This window comes from Streptomyces anulatus (assembly GCF_014650675.1).
In the GTDB taxonomy this organism is placed as follows: domain Bacteria; phylum Actinomycetota; class Actinomycetes; order Streptomycetales; family Streptomycetaceae; genus Streptomyces; species Streptomyces anulatus.
In genome coordinates, this window is the sequence record NZ_BMVK01000003.1 from 351836 (window position 1) to 370998 (window position 19163).

Here is a 19163-nt window from a genome sequence, read left to right on the forward strand (position 1 = left end):
CGGCCATAGTCCCATCTGCCGCCGGCGCCCTGCAGGCCGCCAGCCGGACCGATACGATCCGTGTTGAGTCCCTTTGCTCCACCAGGCGGGCCGTCGGGTCGAGCGCATCCTGCTTGGCGCGTAATCGATGCCAATTCACGGTTCGCCCTTGCCGGGATCATGCGCCATGAAGGTAAATACTTCGGACGGAAGACTTGTTTGGCGTACACAGAGGATGGTGATGGCCGGTACGGTCCATACCAGGTAGCGAGTGGGCTACGCATCCGACCGACACGATGACAATGATTCGATTCGAAACTCCGCACTCCCGAGAGTCACATGAGGAGAGGTCTCGTGCGCAAGGAGAGAAAATCGTGAAGTTCAAAGTGCTCGGCTCCGTCGGAGTCGAGTCGGGGGGGCGGTTTCACGGCATATCGGGGTCGAGACAACGGACCCTGCTGGCCAGCCTGCTGGTCAGCACCGGCAGGCCGGTCCCTGCCCCGCAGCTGTACACGGAGCTGTGGGGCGAGAACCCGCCGCCCACGGTGGAGAACTCCCTGCAGGCACACGTCTACCGCCTGCGCAGGACACTCCACGGCCTCGCCGACGGCACAAGCGAACCGCCGCCACTGATCACCCGCGCTTCGGGTTACGTCCTGGACATCCGTCCGGAGGACCTCGACCTGAACGCCTTCCGAGAGCACACCGCTCGGGCGAGGGCGGCCGCGCCGCACCACCCGCACGTGGCGTACGCCTCCCTGGAAGAGGCCCTGAATCTGTGGCGAGGGTCGCCGCTGCAGGACGTGGCCGCCGGACCGCTCTGCCAGAGCGTGACGCTCCAGTTGGAAGAGGAATACCTCAGCACGCTGGAGGAGAAGCTCTCCCTCGGCATCGACTGCGACGATCCCGTGCGCGTCATAGGAGAACTCAAGAGAGTGAGCACCGTACACCCCTGGCGGGAACGCGTAACCGAAATGCTGATGCTGGCGCTCTATCGGTGCGGTCGCCAGGCAGAGGCAATCGAAGCTTACAACCGGGTGCGCAGCCGACTCGTCGACGAACTGGGAATGGAACCGTCCCAACAACTTGAGCAGCGATTCCGAGAAGTACTCAATCAGGCGCCTTCACTGCGTCTGACACCGGTAGCACGGTAGGCAACACGTCATCGCCTCCTGAACAGTGGCGGGAGCCGCAGTCCAGGAGGCGATGGCGTTTCCCTTCACGAAATTCTTTCACCGGGCTCGATCCGGGCAAAACCGGCATACGGAATAAGGACTTCCGGTAATGTCACCGAACCGTCGGGCTGCCGGCCCTGTTCCAGCAGCGCGGCCACCGTGCGACCGACGGGAAGCGCGGAGCCGTTGAGCGTCACCGGGTGGAACCTGCTTCCTTTCGGTCCCTTCACTCGAATTCCTGCCCGGCGTGACTGGAACGTACCGCAGTCGGACACAGAAGAGATTTCCCGGAAAGCGTCGCTGCCCGGCAGCCAGACTTCCAGGTCGTAGGTCATCCGGGCGGAGAAGCCCAGGTCCCCGGCCGGCAGCAGCATCACCCGGTAACTGAGACCGAGCAGTCGGAGGCACTCCTCCGCCTGCGTCACCATGGAGAGGAGTTCGCGTCCGGCGTCCTCGGGGGCGCAGACCCGTACCAGCTCCACCTTCTCGAACTGGTGCAGCCGCAGAATGCCGCGGGTGTCCCTCCCGTACGAGCCCGCTTCGGCTCGGAAGCAAGGAGTGCAGGCGGTCAGCGCCAACGGGAGCTGCCCCGCCTCCAGCACCTCGCGGGCCACCAGGTTGATGAGCGGCACTTCGGCCGTCGGGATCAGGAAGAGTTCCCGGTCGCCGACCCGGGTCGAGAACAAGTCCTCCTCGAACTTCGGCAGTTGGCCCGTCCCCGTCATGGTCTCCCGGGTGACCAGGTACGGCACCGCATACTCGGTGTAACCGTGCTCCTGGGTGTGCAGGTCCAGGAAGAACGCGGAAAGCGCCCGCTGGAGCCGGGCGCCCGCGCCCCGCGCCACGCTGAACCGCGCGCCGGAGAGCTTCGCCGAGCGGGCCCCGTCGAGGATGCCGAGGGCTTCGCCCACGGCCGCATGGTGGCGCGCGGGATCCGCCGCCACGGGATCCGGTCCGCCACGGCGGATCTCGACCGCGTCCTTCTCCGTATGACCGTCGGGCACGGCGTCCAGGGGCAGATTGGGCACAGCCTGCAGCACACCCGTCAGCTCCTGCTCGACGACGCGCACCTGCGCCTCCGCCAGCTGCACCTGTTCCCGCAACAGCCGGCCGGCTTCCCGCGCGCTCCGGCCGCCGCCCCCGGCAGGCCCGGACCTGGACAGGCGTTTCAGCTCCGCACGCAGCCGGTCCGCGCCCTCCCTCAGTGCCGTACGCCGCCGGTGCGCGGCGGTGACGTCCGCCAGGGACAGCGTGTGACCCCGGCGGGCCAGCCGGGCGACCGCGTCCGGGCCCTGCTCGATCAACTCGCGCACATCGTGCACGGCGGTCTCCTTCGTCGTGGGGCGAGTGCGGCCTTCGGCGGTCAGGGTCTCGCGATCGCCAGGACCGCGTTCTGCCCGCCGAAGCCGAAGGAATTACTCAGAACCAGGTCGATCCGGGCGCTGGTCACGGTGGTGGGAACCTCGATCTCCAACCGCGGATCGAGGGTGCGCAGCCCCGCGGTGGGCGGGACCACACCGTTCTCGATGGAGAGGACGCCGAACGCCGCTTCCACCGCGCCGGCAGCTCCCAGGAGGTGACCCGTGACGCCCTTGGTCGAGCTGACGAGCGGGGTGCCGGGGAGCACCCGGCGCAGCGTCTGTGCCTCGGCGAGATCGTTGAGCGGGGTGGAGGTGCCGTGCGCGTTGACGTGCTGGACGTCCCGCGGGTGCGCTCCCGCGTCCTCGATCGCCGTCCGGATCGCCGCCTCGACACCCCTGCCCCCAGGATGCGGGCTGGTCATGTGATGCGCGTCGGCGGCGGATCCGTAGCCGGCGATCAGCGCACGGACACGGGCACCGCGGGCGCGGGCGTCGGCGGCTCGCTCCAGGACGACCACACCGGCGCCCTCGCCCGCCACGAACCCGTCACGGTCGGCGTCGAACGGGCGCGAGGCCGTCGCCGGGTCGTCCTCGCGGCGGGAGAGCGCCCCCATCCTGGCGAAGCCCGCCATCACCAGCGGGGTGATCATGGCCTCGCTGCCCCCGGCCAGCACGATGTCACAGCGATCGAGCAGCAGCAGGTCCCGCGCCGTACCGATCGCGGTCGCCCCGGAGGCGCACGCGGTCGCCACGACGAGGTTGGGGCCGGTGGCGCCGAACTCGATGGCCGCCTGGCCCGCCAGCATGTTGGGCAGCTGCATGGGCAGGACGAGGGGCGAGACCCGGGTGGGCCCCTCGTGCAGGAGTACCCGGTGCTGCGTCTCCACGGTCCCCGGTCCGCCGTCGGCGCAGCCGAGCACCACCCCGACCCGGGCTCCGTCCCAGGTCGCCGGGTCGAGTCCGGCGTCCGCCACCGCCTCCCGGGCGGCGACCAGGGCGAACTGCACGAAGGGGTCGAGCCTGAGGGCCCGGCGGGCCCCCAGCAGCTCCTCGGCGTCGAACTCCGGTACCCGGCAGGAAAGCCGCACGATGCCCCCCTTCAGGGCAGGGTCGAGGGCGGCCGCCGGACGGCCCGCGAGGGCCGCCTCCCAGCTCTGCCCGACACCGACTCCGCCCGGCGTCACCAGGCCCAGGCCGCTGACGGCGATCTCGGCGCGTGCCATCAGACCTTCGTGCTCCGCTGCTCCATCAGCTCGGCCATCTCCCCGATGGTGTCGAGTTCGAGCAGCTCGTCGTCGCTGATGTTCATGCCCAGCTCCTTCTCCAGGAGCAGGGACAGCTCGACGACCGCGAGCGAGTCGAGCTCAACGTCCTCCCGCGTCGCTTCGGGCGTGACCTGCTCCGGTGTCACCTTGAGCTTGCTGACCAGGATTTCCTTGAGGGTCTCGAACATGGGATGCCTCCTTGGCGTCGGTTCGGTCGGATACAGGTGGGACGGGCCGGGTGCACGGTGGGTCATCCGGGCTTGACGTCCGGCCAGACCACCGTGGTCGCCCCCCAAGCGAGCCCGCCGCCGAACGCGGTGAGCAGCACCCGGTGGCCGGGGAGCAGCGCGCCTTCGGAGACCGACTGGGCGAGGAGCACGGGGATGGACGCGGCGCCCGTGTTGCCGACGTGCTCGATGTTGGAGAGCTGCCGTGCCGCCGTGATGCCCAGCTCCTCGGCGACGGACCGGAGAATGCGGGCGTTCGCCTGGTGCGCGGCCAGCCGGTCGACGTCGGACTCGGTTCTCCAGCGGGCAGCGGCTGCCGCCTGCCGGGACGCCGAGGCCATCCGGTTCACCGCGTGCCGGTAGGTCTCCCGACCCCGCATCCGGAACCAGCCGTCGTCGGGGGCGGCCGCGACGCCGGACGAACGCTGCCGGGAGCCGCCGCCGGGGACCTCGATCAGATCGCTGAGCGTTCCGTCGCTGCCGAGCACGGTTCTGCCGACCGCTCCCGGCTCGTCGTACGTGCCCGCCCGCAGCATCACCGCGCCCGCGGCGTCCGCGAAGATCACGGAGGTGCCGCGATCGAGCGGATCGATGATGGTGGTGAAGGCGTCGGCCGCGATCAGCAGTACGCGTTCGGCCAGGCCCGCCGCGATCAGACCCTCGGCAGTCGCGAGCCCGTACAGGAAGCCCGTGCACACCGCTGAGACGTCGAAGGCGGCGATCCCCGTGAGGCCGAGCCGCGCGGCCACCTCGGGCGCCGTGGCCGGGCACAGCCGGTCCGGTGTCGTGGTCGCGAGGACCAGGGCGTCCGGGCGTTCCTCGCCCGCCGACTCCAGGGCCCTACGGCCGGCTTCCACGGCCAGCTCGGAGGTGGCCGTGCCCGGCGAGACCACGTGCCGGGTGGCGATCCCCGTGCGGGTACGGATCCACTCGTCGCTCGTGTCGAGGCGGGCCACGAGATCGTCGTTGGTCACCACGTCCGGGGGCAGATAGGAACCGATGCCGCAGATCACCGCCGCGGGGCCGGTGCGCGCCGGAGCGGCGGGGGCCGGGGCGGTCACGCCGGAGCCCCGGTCCCGCCGGAGTCGAGGGCGTCCAGAGGCAGGCCCATGTAGCCGAGCCGGCTGCGCGCCATCTCGTCCGTCCACCGCTCGGCCATGTCGTAGCGCTGCTCAGGGGTGGTGTCGATCATCTTGACGCCGGGCCAGATCTCGTAGTCGCCGACCTTGTCGGCGTGCTGGAGCATCCCTTCCTGGAACAGCTCCTCGCGGTGGATGACGAACTCCCGGTCGGGGACCTCGTCCCACATCCGCACGCCGGCCCGGATGATCTCCAGCACCCGGTCGCGGGATTCGGGGTGAGCGGCCAGATGATCCTTGAGAATGGTGCTGGCCACGGTCAGGTGCCGGATCTCGTCGATCGCCGTCCCGCGGGAGACCTCTCCGGTGGCCGGGGACAGGGGGGTCCACTTGCGTTCGCTCAGCTCGGCCGCGGGGGCGAGCACGCCCTCGATGACGATGGCGAACACCGCGACGCCACCGATGAAGTCCTGCTGGTCACGGACGATCTCAAGGGTGAAGTCCTCCACCGGCCGGAGCACCCGGCGCCGGTAGTCGGCCGCCATGTCGTCGATGTCCTTCAGGAGTGTGTCCGCGGGCATGCCCAGCTCCACCAAGTGGTTGCGGAACACGCGGGCGTGCCGGGCCTCGTCGATCATCTGGGTGGCATAGAACTCCATCTCCGGGACGCCGGGAGCGATCGGGACGTAGTGGCCGAGCAGCCGGGTGGCGATCTCCTCGGACAGGCCGCGGAACCCGAATTCGAGGACGAGTGCCTCGCGCAGCGGCCCCGGGGCCTTCAGGAAGTCGGGCACGCCGACGTCCTGGTGGTGCCCGGTCACTCCGCGGTCGCGCAACGTGCCCTGCGCAACGGAGGTGATCCAGTACGCGAGGTCGCAGTCGTCGGGACCGAGCGTCAGTTTCATGGCTCCGTCCAGGAGCCCGGGGGCCGCGTCCCAGTCGGCCTCCGGTGCTGTGGTGAATGCTTCGGGCATCGGGGTCACCGTCCTGCCTTGTCGTTCGGGGAGAGTGTCTCGGGCCTGTCGAGGTCGCGCGGCCGGCCCGTCCTGGCGGGACGCAGCCCTGCGGCGAAGAGTCCGCCGGCGTAGCTCAGCAGCGGCTCCCCATCGCCGTGGTCCGCACGGACCACCTGGCCGAGGAGGACCTCGTGGTCACCGACGACGAAGCGGCCCGAGACGCGGCAGGAGTAGTGCGCGAGGGCTCCTTCGAGCCGCGGGGCCTTGGTGAACTCGTCGGGTCGCCAGGCAAGTCCGGCGAACTGCTCGATGCCGTCGGGGCGAGTGCTGTCGGCGAACCAGCGCGCCAGTGGGCCCTGTTCGCTGTCGAGTACGTTGATGGAGAACCGGCCCTCCTCGGCCGCGAGGTTCGCGAAGGAGGAGCCGGCCCGCAGGCAGGCGCCCATCAGGAGCGGGGTCCGGGAGACCCGGCTGACGCTGCTGACGGTCGTGCCGTGCGGGCTCGCCCGGTGGCACACCGTCAGAACGGCGACGGGAGCGGCGAGTCGGCGCAGGGCCTCGCGCTGTACGGGGTGCGCACCCGTTGCCGTGGTCACCGCACCACCTTCGTCGCGCTCTGCCCCGCCATCGCGTCGGCTTTCCGCGGCGCGGGCACATGGCCGACGGGCTCGGGGTCCTGTATGTGCCCGACGGGCTTGGGGTGGGCGACGCCGAGATCGTCCAGCAGCCTCAGGTAGCCCTTCTGCCGGACGGGCTCGAAGGGAAGCGCGAAGGGCTTCATGAAGTTCCCGAACAGCCCGCGGTCGCCGAACAGGTGGAACGGCAGCACCAACAGTGCCCATTCCGGTTCGACGAGCCAGCACCACAGAGCGGCGACAGCGGCCTGGGTGATGAGGCTGTGCATGACGTTGTAGAGCACGTAGTACGTCTTGGCGATGGGCCGCCCGCCGCTGCGACGGAAGGCGATGGCCCCCGGGATGTATCCGATCAGGTCGATGTAGAGGAACAGCGCGATCGCCGGCAGCCATCGGATCTCATCGAAGTGGGCAATGATCAGCCCGGTCGACACGGCCAGACCGACCAGGTATTCGGCGCGGTGCAGCGAGAAGGTTCTGGGAGTCTCGAAGGGGTTGGCCTGATCCACGGTTCGTCTCCTGTTTCTTGCCGCGGTGCGCGGCGGCCGGACTCATGCGGTGGTGGGCACGGCGGAGCCGGGAGCGGACAGGTCGAGGTCGTCGCCCAGCTCGGTCCGCGGGAACAGACCGGTCACGGCCCAGGCGACGGTCTCCTTGATGACCCGCTCGGCGATCGGGTCGAGGATGCCTTCGAGGCTGGGGATGCCGAAGTCGAAGTCGGCCTCGAAGCGGACGGCCACGTCGTCGCCGTCCTGCGCGATCCGCCAGGCGCCGGTGAAGTGGTCGAAGTCCCCGTCGCTCTGCTCGAAGTGGATCTCCAGCCGGTCGCGGTCGAACCGGTCGTCCTCCGTCCAGCGCAGCAGTCCGCTGCGGAAGTGCAGTTCCCAGCTGGAGCTGCACCGGTCGGCCGGGTAGGTGGCGTGCACGGTGGTCGACCGGACATGGGGCGCCAGCTCTGCGTACCGCTCCCAGCGGAGCACGCTGTCGTACACGGTCAGTGCCTTCTCGGAGCGCACTGTGGCATTCAGTTCGACGTGTCGCACGTTCGGTTACCGCCTTCCGGGCAGCGTGGCCGAGCCACTGATGAGGGCGCGGGTGGCCTTGTCGAAGGAATCGAGCAGGTGGTCCACGTCGCGGTCGGTGAGGATGGCCGGCGGCGTGAAGCGCACCACCGAGCTGCCGTTCATGGAGTGGTTGGCGACGACACCGTGGTTGAACAGCTCGATGAGCAGCTCGCCGGCCAGGCCGGCCTCGATCAGTTCCACACCGATCAGGAGGCCCCGGCCCCGTACTTCGACGAGCAGGTCGGGGATGTTCCGCCGGGCAATCTCGGTGATCCGCGGCAGCAGCCGGACCCCCAGCTCCAGGGCGCGGGTGACCAGCCTGCCCTCGCTCATGGCCTGGATCGCCCCCTGGACCGCGGCCATCAGCAGCGGCTGCCCGGAGAAGGTCGCCGTGTGGACGTAGGGGTCCTTGTCGAAGGGGCGGAACGCCTCGCGGGTGGCGACCGCGGCGGATACCGGGAGCACGCCACCGCCCAGGGCCTTGCCCGCGAGGAGGACGTCGGGGACGATGCCGTCGATGTCGGCCCCCCACCACTCGCCCAGACGCCCGAATCCGGACTGCACCTCGTCGAGGATGAGGAAACCGTCGTACTCCCGGACCAGTTCCTCGACGCGCCTGAGATAGCCCTTGGGAGGCAGGATCACGCCACCCTCGCCCTGGACGGGCTCGATGATCACGCAGACCTCACCGGGGTGGGCCGCCAGCTCCTGCCGCAGGGCGTCGGCGTCCCCGAAGGGCAGGTGCGTGAAGTCGGGGACCAGCGGCCTGAAGGGCTTCTGGTAGACCTCCTTCGCCGTCGCCGACAGAGCGCCGAGGGTCTTGCCGTGGTAGCCGCCGGACATGGAGACGGTGCGCTTGTGGCCCCCGGCACGGGCCAGCTTCAGGCCGGTCTCGACGGCCTCGGCCCCGGAGAGCGCGAAGTGCACCCGGTCGAGGCCGGGAGGGGTCACGGAGACCAGGGCCTCGGCGGCCCGCGCCACCGTCGGCTCCAGCAGGATCCGGGTCGCGGTCGGGTGGGTCCGCAGCTGGCGCTCGACGGCTTCCACGACGGTCGGGTGCCGGGCGCCCATGATGAAGACCCCGTAGCCGCCGGCGTTGAGGAACCGTTCGCCGTCGCTCGTGGTCAGCCAGGCTCCGGAGGACTCGACCTCCATGTGGCTGCCGAAGAGTTCGGCGAGAGTGGCCCGGCCTTTGCTCAGATGCGCCCGGTAGAGGCGGAGTATCTCCTCCTCCGTGTCCGTGACGGACCGGTTCTCGGATACGACGGTCATGGGGCGACTCCGGTGAACAGGCGCGCTCCGGGGTGCGGCGCGGCAGCGGTCGGTCGGTGCGGTGCGGGGTCTCGGCGCGGTGCGGGGATCACGCCAGCTCCAGCGGCTCGCCGGCGAACCACTTCAGGAGCGGCTCCTCGGCCGAGGCACGGCCGGGCGGGTGGAAGGCGAGGGGGCGCACGGCGGCGGCGAGGCGGGCGTTCTCGTTCGACCTGATGAAGTCGATGCCGCCGAGCAGTTCCAGGGACCGGTCGGCGGCCCGCGCCAGGGACTCCTGGGCCGCGTACCGGGCCACCAGTACCGCGGCGACCGCTGCCTCGCCCTGAAGCCCGTCGCGCACCGCGCGGGCCGCGCCCTCCAGCAGCGCGAAGGCCGACTCCGTCCTCAGGGCGATGTCCGCCCGGTCCGCCGTGCCGCCGCGTCCGCGTTCGACGACCCGGTCGACGAGCGTCGTCGCCGCGCCCGCGTAGCCCGAGGAAGCCATCAGCTCGAACCAGGCGAAGCCCGCCGTCTGCAGGTCCTCCAGGCGGCCGGGGTCATCGGCGGAGGTGGTCACCACGAGTTCGTCCGCGATGAAGACGTCATCGAGGCGCACTTCGTCGCTCTCGGCGGCGGCGAGCACCTCATTGGCCCAGAAGGGGTGTACCGAGAGGCCCGGCGAGGAGGCGGGGACGAGCGCCAGGGCCAGTTCCGGGGCGCCGTCGGCGCCGGGCACCGCGATGCTCGCGGTGAGCACGTCCATCGAACGCGCCAGGCTGCAGGGCTTCTTGGAGCCACGCAGCAGATAGCCGCCGTCGGTCCTGGTCGCGGTGACCGCGGGGATGAGGATGTTCTGCTGCGTACGTCCCTCCGCCCAGCCCGAGGCCATGAGACGGCGGCCCGGCGCGACCTCGTGCAGCACCTTCAGCTGCGCGCCGGTGAGCCGGCCGGGTTCGGCAGCGAGCGCGTACAGCATCGCCACGGTGAAGTGGTGCATGGCCGTCGCCGCGGCGAGCGAGGGCGAGAGCGAGCCCAAGGCGCGCTGCACCCGCACCGCGTCCAGGATGTCGGCTCCCAGACCGCCGTACTCCTCGGGGACCAGCAGGCCCGCTCCGCCGTGGGCACGGAAGATGCCGACCACCGGGCTTTCCCGGGCCTCCCGCTCTTCGTACGGGATCGCCTCCAGGGCCTTGGACAGCCCCGGCAGGTAGTGCTCGGTGAGGTCGCGGGCGAGTTCGAGGGAACGCATGGAGCCTCCAATGGCAGATGGTGCGCCGCCGCACTCGGGCGGTTCCGGGAGCGTCAGGAGCCGAAGACCGCGTCGCGCGGGCTGATGCCGCGGGCGATGCTGACCCCCTGGACGTGCGAGGTCTTGAGCATCGGGTAGTTCGCCTCGCCGAAGACCCCGCCGGTCAGCCCCGTGCCGCCGTGGCTGGGGAGGTAGGGCAGGAACCCGATGTGCGAGTCGTTCACCTTCAGCAGACCGCCGTTGACGACGCGCTGCACGAAGGTGTCGATCACGGTGGGAGAGGTGGCCCACACGGAGTTGCGCAGTCCGTACTCGTTGGCGTTGACGAAGCCGACGAAGGCTTCGAGGAGTTCGGCGTCGTCGGTCGTGTCGTCGGGCACCACGATCGGCAGCAGCGGAAAGAACGTCTCGTGCCGGACGATGTCGAAGCCGCGGGCCGCGACCAGGCCGTCCACCCGCACCACGGTGGGCTGCAGGAACACCCCGGTCTCCGACTCGGTGCCGTCCAGCTCGGTGCGGTGGCCGCCGGTCACCAGCTCGGCGCCTTGGTCGAGGGCGCCCTGGAGCAGCGTGAAGAAGCGCTCGCTGCGCCGCACCGGGGACAGCAGGACTTCCTCGTCCTCCGGATATCCGGGGCGCACCTCCGCGGCACGCTCGGCGACCTCGGCGATGAGCCGGTCGGCGATCGCGGGGTGCGCCAGGACGTAGTTGGGGACCATGCAGATCTGCCCGGAGCCGTAGAACGCCTCGGAGATCGCCTCGGCCGCCTTCGGAATGTCGGCGTCCTCCCAAACCACGATGCCGTCGTTGCCGGCCAGTTCGAGGATGGGCTTCTTCCCGGCCGCCACGCACCGCTCCTGGAAACGCAGGCCCTCCTGGCTGCCGCCGATGTAGAAGATGTCGTCGATCAGCGGGTCCGCCAGCCAGCGGTCGATGGTCTGACGGGGGTTGGAGCAGACGGCGTTGAGTACGCCGGGCGGCGCGCCGACCTCGTCGAGGAGCGGCCCGACCACGTCACGCATCAGCCACATGGTGCTCAGCGCGATGCTGCGCGGGGCGCGCACGATGACGCTGTTGCCGGACATCAGGGCCAGGACGGCCAGGGCGGCGCTGGGAGCGGGCGCGTTCTGCGGCGGGTTGAAGGCCACCACACCGTCGGGCTGCCTGCGGACGATGAGCCGTCGGTCGCCGTGCGCGAACTCGGTGTGCATCTGGCTGCCGTACCACTCCAGGCTCTCCTCGCTGAAGACCTGGAGCAGACAGCTCAGCTCCCAGCGCGCGAGCCGTACGGGATGCGCCTCGGTCACAAGCATCGCGACGAACTCGTCCTGGCGGCGGATCAGTTCCTCTCGGAAGAGGGTTCCCAGGCGCATCCGCCGCTCCAGCGGCACGGCAGCCCAGCCGGGCGCCGCCGCGGCTGCCGCCTCGGTGGCCAGGTCGATCGCGCCGTCGCCCGCGATGGCGCAACGGCCCGCGATGTAGGGATGACCGGCGGAGTCGGAATCGGGATCGCGCTCGAGTTCCCGCTTCAGACCGACACTGGTGAACACGTCCTCGAGCAGGGACCGGGAGCTGACCGTATACACCCAGCCGTCACCGTCGACGTCCTTGCCGGCTATGTAGAGCTTGTAGCTGTGCATTGGCTCTTCACGCATCAACATGCCTTCCCCGTTCTGCCTGCACGCGGGGCGGGTCTACTGCTTGGCCCCTGTGTCGCCGCGCATCATCTGCGGAGCGAATCGATCCTTTCAGCGCGACCTGATCCGCCGCTGACATCACCCTGACCTTCGGCCGCCGGGCCCCTTTCCTCCCACCCGAGGAAACGCAGCGGGCCCGGCCGCTTCTGCATGCGGCCGGGCCCGTTCACAGACCTTGTGAAAGACTTTCCGAAAGCCCTTGTGAAGCGGAGAGGGCAGGATTCGAACCTGCGGAGGCGTGAGCCAGACCGCCAACGAATGACGGACCCCGATAAGCCACTCCGGGCACCTCTCCTCGTTCCCGGCCCGGACTTCCGTGCCGTTCACTGGGATAACCATGACAGGTCATTCTGATACGCGCCTGACGTCTGCCTGACGCTTTCGGCTCCCCTCTTTCGGCAGAGAAAAGCAGCTGCTCTACTCTCCCTGTCGAGCCCTACCGAGCAGGGAGCTGAGCATGCCCGCACCCACCTCTTCGGACAGTCAGGTCCTGCGTGCCGTGCGGCGGCATACGCAGGCCGAGAACCCGAGCTCCTTCCTGACCTTGAACAGCGGGAACGAGGTCTTCACCTCGCCCGACACGCAGGGCGTCATCGTCTACCGGCGGGCCGGCCGTTTCCTCGTGCAGTTCGGCGGCCCCTTCGCGGACGAGGACTCCTACGAGGAGCTGCTGCGCCGGTTCGTGGCCTACGCGCACCAGCGGGGGCTACGCGTCGTCGGCGTACAACTGCAGTTCAAGGACGCCGGTGCGTACGCCAGGAACGGATTCACGGTGAACCAGATCGGTGCCTCCTGGGCGGTGGACCTGTCGGTCTTCACGCTGCGCGGCACCCGCTTCATGCAGCTGCGCAACAAGATCTCCCGGGCACGTCGCAACGGCCTGCGGGTGACGGAGGTCGATGCCGCCGACGCCAGCAGGTGGCAGGACGGGCTGCGCGAGATCGACGAGGCGTGGCTGGGCACGAAGGGCGACGACGCACGGGCGCTGGAGTTCCTCGTCGGCCAGATCGGAGGCCCCGCGCAGAAGCACCGGAGGCTGTTCCTCGGCACGATCGAGGACCGGCCCGTGGGCTATATCTCGTACGCACCGGTCTACGGGAGCCGGGCCGGCTGGATGCACGACCTCAGCCGCCGCGTTCCCGGCGGCTCACCCGGGCTGATGGAGGCCATCAACGCCCATGCTATCGAGGTGTTCACGGCCGAGGAGGTGGCGTGGCTGCATTTCGGTTTCACGCCGTTCACCGGCCTCGACGTGAATCTCGAACTCGACGGCCACAGTCCGTCGTTCAGGTGGCTCATGCACTTTCTGTGGGAGCACGGCGAGCAGCTGTATCCGGCCAAATCCCAATTGGCATACAAGGAGAAGTGGGCACCCCAGCTCCGCATCCCCGAGTACGTCGCCTTCGACGGTGACGCGTCGCCTGCCGCCTTCGCGCACATATTCCGCGCATGCAACGCCTTCTGATGCGAACCGGTCCCGAACAGCGTTCAGCAATTCCTATCGAAGGAGAGGTCATGCCCGAGGAACAACTGCTCCAGAACCGGAGCATCGAGATGCTGCACGATTCCCTGGTCGAGTTGCTCATGGCGATCATCGGGGCACCGGACGACGAGACGCTCGCGCGGGACGGGGACGCCGCCGTCAAGGCGCTGGACGCGCGACTGCGGGCGGAGCCCGGCCGGGCCTGAGCGGCGAGCGGGCACGGAAGTGGGGCGGCGGTCCGGTGGACCGCCGCCCCGTTTGTCCGCTCGCCGCCTGCCGTCCGTCCGTGGCCCGCCCGGAGTCATCCGACGGTGAGGGCCTCCGTCAGCAGGCCCGCCACCTGGTCCGGACCCGCCGACTCCAGTTCCGCGCAGGCGTCGGCGACCTTCTCCTCGCCTCCGACGGCGGTGAACTTCGCCCGCACCAGGGCCCGGTGGCGCGCTCTTGTGTCCGGCCCGGCCGCGCCGACCGGGATGTCCCTGCGCGCGGAGGCCGACCTTCCGTCGGCCCATCGCACGGTGACACGCGCACCCGTGTGCTTGGTGGCGTACCGGAAGTCGGGGACCGGCTCGCCCGGCGTGGCAAGGAGCAGGTCGGCCCGCGCGCCCATGAACCCGTGCAGCCACTTGGCGCCGCGGTTCCCCGCCTGCCGCAGCGCCTCACCGAACGGGGCTTCGCTGTGCAGCAGGTCGCGGGTCATCAGCGGGTCCTCCACAAGCCGCACCCGCTCCGCGAGCCGCCACCGCCGTACGTCGCCGGTGGCCGGCGCGGCAAAGTCGGCCACGGTGAGGTCGCCCTCGATGAGTGCGGTCGCCACCGCGTACGGGACGGACAGCGGCAGCACGCTCGCCGGGGTCCGCGGCCCGTGGTCGTGCTCGGAGGCGAGCCGGGCGGCGTGCATCGTGTAGTACGAAGTCTCGACCTCCACTTCCGTGATGCTGTCCACGCCGGCGAAGTCGCCCTGCCGCCGGATCTCCAGGGCGCAGTCCACCGCGCTGTCGATGCCGGGACCGCCCGGCCGGACCTTGAAGGACAGGGTTTCGGTGTGCCAGCGGCGGCCGAGCCCGGCCGTAACCGCCTCCGGAAGCGGCACCGTGGCGAACCGGGTGAGGAAGCCCTGCGGATGTTCCAGAATGTCCGGCGCCGACGTCACCCCGGCGGCCGCGGCATCGCACGCGTCCATGGCCGTGCGTACGGGGGTGAAGGCGGAGAGCAGGCGGGCCTCGCCGCCCAGGAAGCCGTGCATCAGGGTCCAGGGCGGCATCGTCAGGGCGAGCCCGAGGGCCTGGCCCCACTCCCGCGCCGGCGCTCCGGCGCAGTGCAGCCGGCCCGTCACCGCGCCGACCAGGCTGGTGTGCGCTGCGGTCTGACCGCGGAACGGCCCCAGGGTGGCCGCGGCGGTGACCCGGGCCGCGCACTCGTTGGCGGCCACCACCGCGCCGAGGAGGGCCGCGCCGTCCAGCCGGCCCGCGCGGGCGAAGGCCAGCGGGACTGCCACGGTGGAGTTCGACAGATGGCCCGCGTACGCGGTGTCGTCCAGGTTCAGCCATGAGCCGAGAGCGGCGAGCACCGGGGCCGACCGCGCCGGATCGGCCTGCAGGGGGCCGCCGAAGGCGCGGACGAGCTTGACGCCGAGCGGGTGGGTGAGACCGGCCCTGATCGCGGCGAGCTGGGAAACGATCTGGCTCTTCGCCAGGTCGATGACGCGGTCCGGGATGTCGTCGAGGCGCAAGCCGCTCGCCCAGTCCGCCAGCTCACCGGTGAGGGAGACCGGCGCCGCCGTCACCGGGAGTCCGGAAGGCCGGCCGGGTCACACAGCACGGGCAGGGCGCCCGGCAGCACGTCCACGGTGAGGCGGGACCCGCAGTCCGTGACCAGTTCGCCGTCGTGCTCGAAGCAGAGCGGCAGCCCGTCTGTACGCTCGAAGGTGACGCTGCGGCCCTTCACATACACCGTGCCGGTCCGGCCGACGTGCCCACCCGTGCGCAGCAGTTCCGGAACGTCGGTGGCGGCGGTCTCCGCCCCCACCACGCAGACGTCGAGCAGCCCGTCGTCCAGAACGGAGTCCGGCAGCACCAGGAACTGCCAGGCACGGTGCCGGCCGCCCCCGACGTTGGCGAGCACCGTGTCGCCCTTGTGGACGACCATCCCGTCGACGGTGATCCGGCCCGGGTAGGGGGTGTACTGGGCCGCCGCGTGTTCGAGTCCGGCCCGCAGCCGGTCCTTGCCGCGCAGCTCGATGCCCCGGGCGCTGCGGAGCACCTCGGCCGTCAGGCCGGCCCCCGCGCCGAGCACGATCAGATCGCCCGACTCACGGACCCGCGCCAGGTCGAGCCGGCGCGGGACCACCCCACCGCCGAGCGCCTGCTCAAGGGCCTCCCGCCAGGGCCGCTCGCCCCAGTGGGAGCGGTAGTCGGAGTTGCCGGTGCCGGCCGGGACGACCAGCAGGGCCACGCCGTCCGGCGCCCGGCCGCCGTTCAGCAGCCCCTCGACCACTTCGAGGACCGTGCCGTCGCCGCCCACGGCGACCACCACACGCACTCCGGGCCCGCGCGCGCCCCCGGCCGCCTCGGCCGCGAGGGCCGTGGCGTCGCCGCGGCCCGAGGTCCTCGCCAGCCGGACATCGGTGTACCGGGCGCAGCCCTCGACCACGTCGTCGATCAGCTCCCGGGTCACCGTGCCCGCCGTGGGATTGGCGATGACGAGGCAACTTTCCAGGTGTGGGACAGCGGGGTCCGCCATGAATTCAACTCCTAGGAGAGCACGGGCGACTTAGGCCGCACAGCAGCCTCCTAGATCCTGCTGACCGGCTACTGATGACTGACTGACATGGCTCCCGAACATCCCGGTTTCGGTATACCCGCATTACTCGTCAGGTAATGGACAGCCCGTTGGCCGGGTGAAACGCTGACGGCGTCGGACGGTAAACAAACCCGCCGTGTCAATTCCCGTGAAAGGATCACTCCGTTGAGCAGCAGCACCGCGCTCGTGGACCGTTATATCGCCGCCTGGAACGAAAAGGATTCGGACCGCCGTCGCCAGGCCGTCAAGGACATCTGGGCTCCGGACGCCCTGTATGCCAACACCGGACAGGAGTTCCGCGGGCACGAGGGCGTCGAAACGGCTGTTCGCGAGGCGTACGAGGAATTCGGTGCCAAGGGTTTCATTTTCCGGCTGAATGACTACGCGCAGAATCACGGCGCCCTGCGGATCACCTGGGACATGGTGCCCGCGGCGGGCGGGCCCGTGGCCGCGCGGGGCACGGAGTACCTGATCCTCGACCTGGACGGCCTGGTCAGCACCGACCACCAGTTCCCCGAGGCGCTGCCCGCTTCCCCGTAGTCCCGGCACCCAGCGAACTGCGGCCGGGTGCCTCCGGGCCCGGCCGCGCCCCAGCGCGGCGAGGAGAACCCAGTGAGCGACCTTGTGACGTTCGATGTGACCAACCCGTTGTTCAAGTCCAACCCCCATGACTTCTATACCCGGTTACGGGAATCGGGCCCCGCACACCAGGTGCACCTGCCGGGCTACGGCGACATCTGGCTCGTCACCGGCTACGCGGACGCCCGCGCGGCGCTCGCCGACCCGAGCCTCTCCAAGGCACCGGCCAATGTGCCCGAGCGGCTGCGGAGCGCCATGGCGGAGGCCGGCGGGCAGGACAACTTCCAGCTGATGGCGCACATGCTCAACAGCGACCCGCCCGACCACACCCGGCTGCGCAAGCTGGTGGTCCGGGCGTTCACCGCCCGGCGGGTGCGTGAGCTGCGCCCCCGGATCCAGGAGATCACCGATGCGCTGCTCGACGAGGTGGCGGCGAAGGGCAGCGCCGATCTGATCGACGATCTCGCGTTCCCCCTGCCGATCACGGTGATCTGCGAGCTCCTCGGCGTACCGACGGCCGACCGGGACGACTTCCGACGCTGGACCTCGATCCTGGTCTCCGAGGACGAGGAGTTGCTGCCCCAACTACAGGATTCATTCGAGCAACTGAGCGCCTACATGACCGACCTGGTGAAGCGCAAGCATACCGAGCCGGACGACGGGCTGCTCTCCGCACTGGTGTCGGTCGCCGAGGGCGGCGACTCCCTCGACGACGACGAAGTCGTGTGGATGGCCTTCCTGTTGTTGGTGGCCGGGCACGAGACCACCGTGAATCTCATCGGCAACGGCATGCTCGCCCTTTTGAACAACCCCGAGCAGCTCGCCGTCCTGCGCGCCGACGAGTCGCTGCTCCCCGCGGCGGTGGAGGAGATGCTCCGCTACGACGGTCCGGTGGAGACGGCCACCTGGCGTTTCACGACCGGCCCGGTCAAAGTCGGTGACGTGGAGATTCCCGCGGACCAGTCGCTCCTGGTCGTACTGGCCTCCGCCAACCGCGACCCGTCCCGCTTCGCCGGTCCCGGCAGCTTCGACATCTCCCGCGAGGACAACCAGCACGTTGCCTTCGGGCACGGCATCCACTACTGCCTGGGGGCCCCGCTGGCCCGCCTCGAGGGTCAGATCGCGATCGGGTCCGTGCTGCGGCGGCTGCCCGAGGTGCGGCTCGCCGTGGACGGGGGAGAGCTTGAGTGGCGACTGGGCGTCGTCATGCGCGGATTGCAGAACCTCCCCGTCCGCTTCACCCCCGGCGGCCGGGAACGCTGACTCCGCGTGCGGCAGCCGAGGCGGCTGCCCGCGCCGGCGGGGCGGCCCCGGGCAGGTCTTCCTCAGTCCTGCGCGGGGCCGTCGTCCTCGTATCGGGCGAGCATCTCGGCGAGCGTGCGCCGCAGCGTCTCCCGGAGCTCCGGCGGCCCCACCACCTCCGCGCCCAGGCCCAGCGAAAGCAGCGCGGGGAGCGCCCGTTCGGCGGACTCGACGGGAACCACCACCCGCGTCCAGCCGTCCGCGTCGGGGAGGCCCGCCGACTCCTCCGCGGCCCGCGCCGCCGCCGATTCGAGGACCTGCCCGAGACTCCTGAGCGCCTCGGGCGACAGGCGCAGCACCGCCTGGTCCAGGTACCGGCGTGCGTCGAAGCCCGCCAGGTACTCGCGCCAGTGCACCGCCAGGTCGAATCCGGCAGGCCGCGTGAACGACTCCGTCAGAGGCTCCAGTTCAGTGATCCGGGAGACCCGATAGGTGCGGACGCCACGTGCCGACCCCGCAACCAGATACCAGCGGCCCGCCTTGAGGACCACTCCGTACGGGTCCACGATCCTGATCACCTCGTGCGGTGTGGCCCAGCGTTCGTACCGGATCCGCACCCGCTGCTGGTTCCATACCGTGCCCGCCACCGTGGCCAGCAGGGGGGTCACCTCGGAGTCCTGGTACCAGCCGGGGACGTCGACGTAGATCCGCTGCCGGGCCTGCTCGGCGCGCTCGCGCATCTCGGGCGGCAGGGAGGCGGTCAGCTTCAGCTGCGCCTCGGCCGCCACGGAGCCGAGCCCGAGGTCCGCCGCGGCCCCGGGCAGCCCGGTCAGGAACAGGGCCCTGGCCTCGTCGGCGGTAAGTCCGGTGAGCCGGGTCCGGTAGCCCTCCAGCAGGCGGTATCCACCGTCCGGGCCGGACTCGCCGTACAGCGGGATACCGGAGGCGACGAGCGAGTCCATGTCCCGGTAGACGGTGCGCACCGACACCTCAAGGGTCTCCGCCAGTTCCCGTGCGGTCATCCGGCCTCGCGTCTGCAGGAGCAACAGGATGCTCACCAACCGACTAGCCCGCATGGATGAAGAGTATGCGGGTCACTGACAGTAGGTGTCAGTGACC

Annotated in this window: 19 protein-coding genes and 1 tRNA gene; 5 read left to right on the forward strand and 15 right to left on the reverse strand. The window is 70.3% G+C overall.

Features of this window, described 5'->3' with window-relative positions; translation table 11 throughout:
- Positions 1 to 353 precede the first annotated feature (353 nt).
- Positions 354 to 1133, forward strand: coding sequence for an AfsR/SARP family transcriptional regulator (locus IE272_RS10020; protein ID WP_050359822.1), 780 nt, complete (start codon positions 354 to 356; stop codon positions 1131 to 1133).
- Positions 1134 to 1198: 65 nt separating this feature from the next.
- Here the strand turns inward: IE272_RS10020 and serS are convergent, their stop codons facing one another.
- From serS to IE272_RS10080, 12 genes are all read right to left on the reverse strand, one after another.
- Positions 1199 to 2476, reverse strand: a complete 1278-nt coding sequence (gene serS, locus IE272_RS10025; RefSeq protein WP_056702123.1) for a serine--tRNA ligase — start codon at positions 2474 to 2476, stop codon at positions 1199 to 1201.
- A gap of 41 nt (positions 2477 to 2517) precedes the next feature.
- On the reverse strand, positions 2518 to 3738 hold the full coding sequence (locus IE272_RS10030; protein ID WP_050359824.1) for a beta-ketoacyl-[acyl-carrier-protein] synthase family protein: 1221 nt from the start codon (positions 3736 to 3738) through the stop codon (positions 2518 to 2520).
- Positions 3738 to 3968: an acyl carrier protein gene (locus IE272_RS10035; RefSeq protein WP_050359825.1), complete on the reverse strand. Its 231-nt coding sequence runs from the start codon at positions 3966 to 3968 to the stop codon at positions 3738 to 3740. Before IE272_RS10035 ends, IE272_RS10030 begins: the two co-directional genes overlap by 1 nt.
- A gap of 62 nt (positions 3969 to 4030) precedes the next feature.
- Positions 4031 to 5068, reverse strand: a complete 1038-nt coding sequence (locus tag IE272_RS10040) for a beta-ketoacyl-ACP synthase III (RefSeq protein WP_050359826.1) — start codon at positions 5066 to 5068, stop codon at positions 4031 to 4033.
- Positions 5065 to 6060, reverse strand: coding sequence for a ferritin family protein (locus IE272_RS10045; RefSeq protein ID WP_179890644.1), 996 nt, complete (start codon positions 6058 to 6060; stop codon positions 5065 to 5067). The genes IE272_RS10040 and IE272_RS10045 overlap by 4 nt, the downstream gene beginning before the upstream one ends.
- A gap of 5 nt (positions 6061 to 6065) precedes the next feature.
- The gene (locus IE272_RS10050) at positions 6066 to 6638 is read right to left on the reverse strand and encodes a flavin reductase family protein (protein ID WP_050359828.1); all 573 of its coding nucleotides are present in this window, start codon (positions 6636 to 6638) and stop codon (positions 6066 to 6068) included.
- Positions 6635 to 7186, reverse strand: a complete 552-nt coding sequence (locus IE272_RS10055; RefSeq protein ID WP_050359829.1) for a hypothetical protein — start codon at positions 7184 to 7186, stop codon at positions 6635 to 6637. Before IE272_RS10055 ends, IE272_RS10050 begins: the two co-directional genes overlap by 4 nt.
- 42 nt (positions 7187 to 7228) lie before the next feature.
- Positions 7229 to 7720 (reverse strand): type II toxin-antitoxin system RatA family toxin, encoded by a 492-nt coding sequence (locus tag IE272_RS10060; protein WP_050359830.1) that lies wholly within the window; start codon positions 7718 to 7720, stop codon positions 7229 to 7231.
- 6 nt (positions 7721 to 7726) lie between these two features.
- Positions 7727 to 9013, reverse strand: coding sequence for an aspartate aminotransferase family protein (locus tag IE272_RS10065; RefSeq protein ID WP_190006676.1), 1287 nt, complete (start codon positions 9011 to 9013; stop codon positions 7727 to 7729).
- An 88-nt stretch (positions 9014 to 9101) separates the two neighbouring features.
- Positions 9102 to 10241, reverse strand: coding sequence for an acyl-CoA dehydrogenase family protein (locus tag IE272_RS10070; RefSeq protein ID WP_050359832.1), 1140 nt, complete (start codon positions 10239 to 10241; stop codon positions 9102 to 9104).
- Positions 10242 to 10294: 53 nt separating this feature from the next.
- Positions 10295 to 11896: an aldehyde dehydrogenase family protein gene (locus IE272_RS10075; RefSeq protein WP_190006677.1), complete on the reverse strand. Its 1602-nt coding sequence runs from the start codon at positions 11894 to 11896 to the stop codon at positions 10295 to 10297.
- 249 nt (positions 11897 to 12145) lie between these two features.
- A tRNA-OTHER gene (locus tag IE272_RS10080) sits at positions 12146 to 12233 on the reverse strand.
- A 162-nt stretch (positions 12234 to 12395) separates the two neighbouring features.
- Between IE272_RS10080 and IE272_RS10085 the strand changes: the two genes are divergently transcribed.
- Positions 12396 to 13403, forward strand: coding sequence for a bifunctional lysylphosphatidylglycerol flippase/synthetase MprF (locus IE272_RS10085; RefSeq protein ID WP_056702130.1), 1008 nt, complete (start codon positions 12396 to 12398; stop codon positions 13401 to 13403).
- Between the two features lie 50 nt (positions 13404 to 13453).
- Positions 13454 to 13627: a hypothetical protein gene (locus IE272_RS10090; protein ID WP_157875660.1), complete on the forward strand. Its 174-nt coding sequence runs from the start codon at positions 13454 to 13456 to the stop codon at positions 13625 to 13627.
- A gap of 95 nt (positions 13628 to 13722) precedes the next feature.
- On the opposite strand, the gene IE272_RS10095 is transcribed toward IE272_RS10090, so the two are convergent.
- Both IE272_RS10095 and IE272_RS10100 read right to left on the reverse strand, forming a co-directional pair.
- On the reverse strand, positions 13723 to 15207 hold the full coding sequence (locus IE272_RS10095; RefSeq protein ID WP_190006678.1) for an MmgE/PrpD family protein: 1485 nt from the start codon (positions 15205 to 15207) through the stop codon (positions 13723 to 13725).
- Positions 15204 to 16163 (reverse strand): diacylglycerol/lipid kinase family protein, encoded by a 960-nt coding sequence (locus IE272_RS10100; RefSeq protein ID WP_050359835.1) that lies wholly within the window; start codon positions 16161 to 16163, stop codon positions 15204 to 15206. The genes IE272_RS10095 and IE272_RS10100 overlap by 4 nt, the downstream gene beginning before the upstream one ends.
- A 225-nt stretch (positions 16164 to 16388) precedes the next feature.
- Between IE272_RS10100 and IE272_RS10105 the strand changes: the two genes are divergently transcribed.
- Together IE272_RS10105 and IE272_RS10110 are read left to right on the forward strand one after the other, a co-directional pair.
- Positions 16389 to 16763, forward strand: a complete 375-nt coding sequence (locus tag IE272_RS10105; RefSeq protein ID WP_050359836.1) for a nuclear transport factor 2 family protein — start codon at positions 16389 to 16391, stop codon at positions 16761 to 16763.
- A 72-nt stretch (positions 16764 to 16835) separates the two neighbouring features.
- Positions 16836 to 18065, forward strand: coding sequence for a cytochrome P450 family protein (locus IE272_RS10110; RefSeq protein ID WP_190006679.1), 1230 nt, complete (start codon positions 16836 to 16838; stop codon positions 18063 to 18065).
- Between the two features lie 62 nt (positions 18066 to 18127).
- Here IE272_RS10110 and IE272_RS10115 read toward each other — a convergent pair whose 3' ends face one another.
- Positions 18128 to 19120, reverse strand: coding sequence for a helix-turn-helix transcriptional regulator (locus IE272_RS10115; protein WP_190006680.1), 993 nt, complete (start codon positions 19118 to 19120; stop codon positions 18128 to 18130).
- Positions 19121 to 19163 lie beyond the last annotated feature (43 nt).

What these genes read in the sequence shown, in the direction of transcription:
- IE272_RS10030 (WP_050359824.1), bottom strand. Translation starts at nt 3,738, where the DNA reads ATGGCACGCGCCGAGATCGCCGTCAGCGGCCTGGGCCTGGTGACGCCG.
- IE272_RS10035 (WP_050359825.1), bottom strand. Translation starts at nt 3,968, where the DNA reads ATGTTCGAGACCCTCAAGGAAATCCTGGTCAGCAAGCTCAAGGTGACA.
- IE272_RS10045 (WP_179890644.1), bottom strand. Translation starts at nt 6,060, where the DNA reads ATGCCCGAAGCATTCACCACAGCACCGGAGGCCGACTGGGACGCGGCC.
- IE272_RS10065 (WP_190006676.1), bottom strand. Translation starts at nt 9,013, where the DNA reads ATGACCGTCGTATCCGAGAACCGGTCCGTCACGGACACGGAGGAGGAG.
- IE272_RS10070 (WP_050359832.1), bottom strand. Translation starts at nt 10,241, where the DNA reads ATGCGTTCCCTCGAACTCGCCCGCGACCTCACCGAGCACTACCTGCCG.
- IE272_RS10075 (WP_190006677.1), bottom strand. Translation starts at nt 11,896, where the DNA reads ATGCGTGAAGAGCCAATGCACAGCTACAAGCTCTACATAGCCGGCAAG.
- IE272_RS10085 (WP_056702130.1), top strand. Translation starts at nt 12,396, where the DNA reads ATGCCCGCACCCACCTCTTCGGACAGTCAGGTCCTGCGTGCCGTGCGG.
- IE272_RS10090 (WP_157875660.1), top strand. Translation starts at nt 13,454, where the DNA reads ATGCCCGAGGAACAACTGCTCCAGAACCGGAGCATCGAGATGCTGCAC.
- IE272_RS10100 (WP_050359835.1), bottom strand. Translation starts at nt 16,163, where the DNA reads ATGGCGGACCCCGCTGTCCCACACCTGGAAAGTTGCCTCGTCATCGCC.
- IE272_RS10115 (WP_190006680.1), bottom strand. Translation starts at nt 19,120, where the DNA reads ATGCGGGCTAGTCGGTTGGTGAGCATCCTGTTGCTCCTGCAGACGCGA.